Raw genomic sequence first — 6,537 nt, forward strand, 5'->3', positions numbered from 1 at the left:
AAACCAATGTATGCTTTATCAGAATGCCAGTAAACTCCAGCTCCCACATTTGGCGAAAATTTATTGTCCAGATCCTGAAATTGTGGATCTCCTGCAATTTCGGGATTCAGTTTGCTTACATCCAGATTGAAGATATTGGCCGTTCCTTTAATACCAAAAGAAAGTTTGAAATTTGCCGATGTCTGAATCGTATAAGAAAGGTCAACGGAGATATTGTTCTCATTAGTTGGCCCGATTTTATCATTTACAAGCGAAGCCCCAATTCCCAGGTTACTATTGTTTATGGGGGTATTGATTGAAAAACTGCTGGTTTCAGGAGCTCCATCAAGTCCAACCCACTGTGTACGGTATAAACCAAAAACACTTAAAGCTCCACGAGAACCTGCATATGCAGGGTTAATATTTATAGTGTTGTACATGTATTGTGTAAATTGGGCGTCCTGCTGTGCAAAACCTGTAATTGTAACAAACATTATGACGAAGGAAAATAATTTTGTTCTCATAGTAGATATTTTATTATTTATTATTACTATCGATTTTTATTAATGGAACTTCTAAGAATAAAAGTCAATACATTCGCTTACTCAAAAATAAGGATTTTTTTATTAAATATTATGTAATTCACTATAAAGTAGTTGTTTATAGTGAGCTACATAATCGTTATCTTTATTTTGACAGATAGAGATAACCATCCCTTTTGTTAGATTGCATTACATTGTTTCCATCTAAAGATTTATAATTCACAATGTAAAAATATGTTCCAGTTGGTAAACCATCAGATTTATTGACAGTGGTTCTTCCTCTGGACGTTCCGTCGAATGCATTGGATGTATTGTTGTAATTAGAAGTTTCAAATACCAGTATTCCCCAACGGTTGTAAATTTCAACTGTATTTTCAGGATAGCAGGTTGTCTCGTCAATACCATCAATTGTAAACACATCATTTATTCCATCGCCATTAGGAGAGAAAGCATTGTGTACTACAATATTTGTACACGCTAATACTTTACAGTCATCATTTATTTCCATAGAAAGCAATACACTTCTCGGACAACTCTGATCAGCAATTTTATATTCAAATACATAATTACCTAAAGGAAGACCACGAGGATTAAGAACACTTCCTTGTAATGCATTACTACTATTTGTGTCTATCCACGTTCCGTTTCTTGGTGCATTTTCCGGTAGCAAAGTCATCAAATCAACAAGTGTAGAATCATCGGTACAAGCCTGACTTGTAATGTTCGTTATATTTGGAACAACAGTAATTGTTATTGTTCTGGTAGTACAAACGTCAGGATAATTTTTAAGACATATTTGATAATCATAATTATATGTTCCTGGAGGAGTCGTAGTAGCCACATTTACGTTTCCTGATCCATCAACGGTAATTCCTGGATTTCCCTTAGTAGAAGGTAATAATGTAAAGTTTAATGCACTTATTAAGGCAGGTCCAAGATCTATCGTATCATTACTTAAAACATTTCCTATATTCCCGTAGCCGTTACAAGCAACACTATAAGTATCTGCCAGCGCATTAACTGCAGGTGGAGCAGGAGGCGTATTGACCACATTAATGGTTACTGTAGCGGTATCACAGTTTCCAAAATCAGCTTTTTCACAAATTTGGTATGTTAGTACATACGCTCCGGTAGGAGAATTTGCAGCCACATTTATTGAACCATCCGGATTTAATGTTAAAACTCCTTTTGGATCCGGTGTCACTGTTGTAAGTGTAACATCCGTTGGATTAAACGGGTTGCTATTTAATGTATCATTTGTATAAACATTGATTACGTTTGTTCCTCCGGTATTACCACTTATAGGACCAGCAGTATCATCATTGGCCAGAATAGTAAATGTTGGTCTGGCAATACAATAAGGATCGGCAGGTGGATAATTTACTACTATAGTTTGTGATGGATTAACAGATATTGTTAAAGTCGCAGTAGGTCGTAACGTTTCAAAACCATCAGGTGCTTGAATCCATTGATTATTTTGGAATACCCATCCTGGCCAGTCTACGCCATTTCCTGCCTGATCAACTACAGCACCAGGCCACAATATGCGTCCGGCTAAGGGTAAGTTATTCATAGTAGTAATAACTTTGTTACTGCTGTCAGCCCATGCAATTGTTACACCGTTTACCGGAGTGAAATTTCCAGGTGTTACTACATAATCTACATAAGGTACATCGTTAATACAAACTGATGTTGCCGTTACTGTCATTACAGGAGCTTCAATAGTAACGGTTACCGTTGCAGTATCGCAATTCGAACTTTGATCTGCCTCGCAAATTTGGTAAACCATTGTTAATGTTCCAACAGGAGCATTTGGTAAAACATCTACTGAACCGTCAGGATTTAATTGTAAAAACGCATTTGGTGTTACAGTTGTAATTATTACATCTGAAGCTTTTACAACCACACCTTCAATTGTGTCATTTGGCAGTACATTCAATACATTGGTTGTTGTATGATTTACCCCGGCTATTGGACCGGCACTATCATCATTGGCAACAATATCTCTGAATTCTTTACAATTTACACCAAAATCAATATCTAAATGAACTAAGTCATCTGGTGTTACATTTACTATATATCCACCATCAGTTGTGGTTTGGCAAACGGTGTGCAATTGTATTTTACCAGTTTTAGAGGTGATTTTTTTAGCTGTAACAGATGGAAGTACTTTTACTAAACCAGTGGCTCCTAAAGCAGCTCCAACTGCATCTAAGTTGGCATCTCGAACCAATTTTACATTATATTGGCCATAAGGACTTGGAGAATCTGGTCTGTTTCTCCAGAATCCCTGAATTCCTATAATTACATCATCATGATATCCGTTTGGACCATCAATAAAAATGTTTGAACTCAATGCATTTCCAAAACCACCGGCATTTAATTCACCGGCATTTAGTGGACCTGTATAACTTCCGTCACCATTAAAATCAATCCATTCCCATAGACTATAGTCAATAGCACCATCACTATCCGGAATGTTTTTTGTTACAATACCGTCATTATTAGCATCATACCATTCGTCCTGAATTCCATTTCCATTTGTATCATACCAAACATAATCTCCTAACACAGGAAGTGTTGATTTTCCATATTCGAAGTTATGAACCTGAAGTTTACAGTCTTCAAGAGTAGTAAAGAATAAACTAGAATTAACAGGATACAATTGATATGCACTATTTAAATTCGCATCTTGAACCTGAACCAAATAACTTCCGGCAACCATACCTGAGAAACTGTACATTCCATCTGCTCCTGTTAAACGGAATAATATTGGTCCGGGAGTTGTTCCTTGTGGAATCAATGTTATTGGTACATTAGCAATAGGAGTGTTAGTGTCTATATTTATAACTTGTCCTGAGATTTTAATAGTATAAGTTGGCTGAGTAATGGTCACTGTAGCCGTAGCTGTACAAGTTTGATTTCCACTATTTACAGAAGATGTGGCTGTAAGTGTGTAGGTTCCTGCTGGCAGATTCGTATTTCCTACCACTTCATTATTTGCATTTGTTATAACAACAGTCGATCCCGGACTATTAGTCACTAAGATTGATCCATCGTTTCCTCCAAAACAAGTTACATTTGAAGCTATACCAGATACAGAAACTTTATTTTCTACAGTGAAAGTTTGTACTAATTCGGTTTTATTACCGGCACAATCTGTTAAAGTATAGGTTCTGGTTAGAATATAGGCATTTCCTTCGCAACCACTTCCTTCATTATGAGAGTCGCTTACTGTAATAGTTACATTTGTGCTGCAATTATCTGCTGCATCGGTAATATCAGCAGGACTTCCCACAGGAATATCAGCTATACTTTGCAAATTAGCAACATCTGCCGGAGCAGTTCCTTTTGGAGCTGTTGTATCTTCTACTTTTATAATTTGAGTATAAGAAGCCTGGTTTCCGCCACAATCGCTTGTAGTCCATTTACGGGTAAGAGTATAGTTGGTACTACAGCCATTTTGAATATCACTTTTGATTTCAGAGAATACGATTGGTAAATCGCCATTACAGTTATCAGAAACTTGTATGGTAGCTGGTTCCGGAACTGCATCACATGACACTGTACTATTTTGTGGAAGATCACCAGTAAATATTGGAGCAGTGGTATCCTGAATAGTAATTACCTGAGTAAAAGTATCAGATGTATTTCCGCAATTGTCTTTTACCGTCCATGTATTAGTGTAAGTTCCGGCATTTGAACATGTTTGAGAAGCTACAAACTGACCGCTTACTTTTACAATATTGGTAACATCGGAATCGCAAGCATCATTTGCAATTGGGAATAAGGCTTGCGCGGCTGTCAAAGCTTGTGAATTACTGCATTCTACTGTTTTATCTAAAGAAGAGGCTACTGTTGTCCATGTTGGAGCAGTAGTATCTTGCACAATAATAGTTTGACTTATTGGCAAAGAAACATTTCCGCAAGCATCTTTTGCTGTCCAGGTTCTTGTTTTGGTATAAGCTCCAGTACAATTTCCAGGTGTAGTTGAATCTACGTAAGTTAAAGAAGAAACAGTACCATTATTATCTGTTGCAGTGGCCTGTGCAAAAATAGGCTCAGCAGGACAATTAATTGTTGAGGTTACAGGTAACGGATCAATTATAGGTTTAACTGAATCTCCATCAAGAATGGTTACTGTTTTTGTTACTGTACATTGTTTTGAATCAGTTATTTTCACTGTATAAGTTCCTGCAACAAGGCCGTTAGCAGTAGCAGCTGTTCCACCTGAAGGTGACCATAGATAAGTGTAATTAGGAGTTCCTCCAGAAGCAGTTACGGTAGCAGTTCCTGTAGCAGCACCTCCACAACCTACGTTAGTTTGCGAAGTTGTTGCAGTCAAAGCATTTGCAGGTTCAGCAATCACTACTGTTTCAGTATCAGTACATCCTTTTGAGTCGGTAACGGTTACAATATAAGTTCCCGAAGTAAGGTTTGTGGCTGTAGCCGAATTTTGAACCGGATTTGTGTTCCAGGAATAGGTGTAGCTTACAGTTCCTCCAGTTGCAGAAGCTGTTGCTGATCCTGTTGCGTCACCTTTACAATTTACGTCCTTTTTGGTAGTAACGGAAGCAATTAAAGGATTTGCAGGTTCAGCAATCACTACTGTTTCAGTATCAGTACATCCTTTTGAATCGGTGACGGTTACAATATATGTTCCCGCAATAAGGTTTGTGGCTGTAGCCGAATTTTGAACCGGATTTGTGTTCCATGAATAGGTGTAACCGACAGTTCCTCCAGTGGCAGAAGCTGTTGCTGATCCTGTTGCGTCACCTTTGCAATTTACGTCCGTTGTGGTATTTATAGCCGCAGTTAAAGGATTTGTTGGTTGCGAAATTACTACTGATTCGGTGTCAGTACATCCTTTTGAGTCGGTAACGGTTACAATATAAGTTCCCGCAATAAGGTTTGTGGCCGTAGCCGAATTTTGAACCGGATTTGTGTTCCAGGAATAGGTGTAGCCGACAGTTCCTCCAGTTGCAGAAGCTGTTGCTGATCCTGTTGCATCGCCTTTACAGTTTACATCTGTTTTAGTATCTATCGCAGCTGTTAAGACTAATTGAGGTTCAGTAATTAATACAGATTCAGTATCAGTACATCCTTTTGAATCGGTAACGGTTACGATATAAGTTCCTGCGATTAGATTTATGGCTATAGCCGAATTTTGGACAGGACTTGTATTCCAGGAATAAGTGTAAGAAGCATTTCCACCAGTAGCCGAAGCCGTTGCTGATCCAGTTGCTCCACCTTTACAATTTACATCTGTTTTTGTATTAATAGCGGCAATTAGAGCAGCTTGTGGTTGTCCGATTGTTACATTACAAGTTGTTTTATAACCTAATTTATCAGTTACAGTTACATTATGTAAGCCAGCAGTTAAAGCAATGGCCTGAGCAGTTGTTTCATTGTTGTCCCAAAGATAAGTGTAGTCTCCATTTCCTCCAATTGCAGTTACAGTCGCTTTACCATTATTATCTCCATAACATTTTGCAGGTTGATCCTGCGTAATGCTACATGATAAAACATTTGGTTCTGAAATGATAATAGTACATGTGGTTTTACATACTTTAGCGTCTGTAACAGTAACAGAATGTGATCCGGCACTTAGTGCTATTGCTTTTTGGGTAATCTCTTGATTGTCCCATAGATAGGTGTAGTTTCCATTTCCGCCAAGTGCTGTTACTGTTGCTTCACCATCACTTAATCCATTTGATGTAACCGCTTTATTTTGTGTAATAGAACATGTTAATGAGGCTCCCGGCTCATTAATTACTACTGATTCAGTATCAGTACACCCATTTGAATCGGTTACTGTTACAATATAAGTTCCCAAACTAAGATTTATGGCTGTTGCCGAAGTTTGAATGGGATTAGTATTCCATGAATAAGAATAAGAAGGAGTTCCGCCAGTTGCAGAAGCTGTTGCCGATCCTGTTGCATCACCTTTACAACTTACATCAGTTTTAGTATTTACTGCAGCTGAAACCAAAGATGCCGGTTGTGTTATTGTTAC

General features: G+C 37.9%; 2 protein-coding genes. Both read right to left on the reverse strand.

The genetic code is table 11. The features are described 5' to 3' along the window. A partial coding sequence (locus tag B0A65_RS22795; protein WP_207556494.1) for a PorP/SprF family type IX secretion system membrane protein occupies positions 1-503 on the reverse strand: 503 nt, incomplete at its 3' end. Between the two features lie 163 nt (positions 504-666). Beyond that, positions 667-6,513: a T9SS type B sorting domain-containing protein gene (locus B0A65_RS22800; protein ID WP_089069670.1), complete on the reverse strand. Its 5,847-nt coding sequence runs from the start codon at positions 6,511-6,513 to the stop codon at positions 667-669. Positions 6,514-6,537: the final 24 nt, after the last annotated feature.

Source organism: Flavobacterium frigidimaris (assembly GCF_002217275.1).
GTDB classification, from domain to species: Bacteria; Bacteroidota; Bacteroidia; order Flavobacteriales; family Flavobacteriaceae; genus Flavobacterium; species Flavobacterium aquidurense.